The following is a 736-nucleotide window of genomic DNA, read 5'->3' on the forward strand; positions in this document are numbered from 1 at the left end:
GATGCATATAACTGTAAAAAGAGTCATATTAAAATGAAGTCGATCATTCTTGTAACTTTGATTGTAAACCTTTTATCGGCTTGTGCATTAGCACCAAAGCTAAAACAGCCAAATGATAGGAACCGAGTGCCTATTAATAAAACAATCCCTGCCGAAATCAAGAGAGGAGACAACGGAATCTCATAAACTGATTTATGAAGTTAATAATGTAATAGTCAGTCTTTCTAAATATGTGAAAATTAAAAGGAATAAAATATGCAAAAACTGATTATTATCATAGCAATTAGTGCGTTTCTTGGAACAACAAACTTAGCAAGAAGTAACACTGGTACTAAGCAAGGAGGAGGTAGCAACCGTGCTATTGTAGCTCATGGTACAGGGTTAGAAGATCTCACTGCAATAAAGAAACATAAAAAACCAACACTACCAAAACGCCACAAGCCAGCACATAATCCACCCAATATTAAAATCGACCTTTCTACTTTTGGAAAGGAAAGAAATTCCGCACCTTCTCAACCTAGTGGCTCTAAGCCATCTAACACAACTCCAGTATCTCCCACAGCTCAGGCACCTAAATCAGCTTTCGTGCCCTCTCCACCTCCAGAATATCTGGAGCTTATTAATCTATTAAAAAAAGGAGAAATTATTGAGCTCTTAACAAAACAGCTTGAGTTGAAAAAAGAACAAATTTCGCAAACAGAAAAAACCTATCAAGCTATAACAAATAGTCAGAAAA

The 736-nt window shown here is 36.0% G+C and carries 1 protein-coding gene and 1 pseudogene; both read left to right on the forward strand.

The annotated features are described in order from the left end of the window. The first annotated feature begins 33 nt into the window (after window positions 1-33). Complete coding sequence (locus ACFILW_RS10460; RefSeq protein WP_375685806.1) at window positions 34-186, forward strand: TrwH protein; 153 nt, start codon at window positions 34-36, stop codon at window positions 184-186. Window positions 187-255: 69 nt separating this feature from the next. Further along, a pseudogene (locus tag ACFILW_RS10465) lies at window positions 256-736 on the forward strand (hypothetical protein); the annotation flags it as partial.

Source organism: Bartonella sp. TT110JLCBS (genome assembly GCF_042193405.1).
GTDB lineage: Bacteria > Pseudomonadota > Alphaproteobacteria > Rhizobiales > Rhizobiaceae > Bartonella.

What these genes read in the sequence shown, in the direction of transcription:
- ACFILW_RS10460 (WP_375685806.1), top strand. Translation starts at nt 34, where the DNA reads ATGAAGTCGATCATTCTTGTAACTTTGATTGTAAACCTTTTATCGGCT.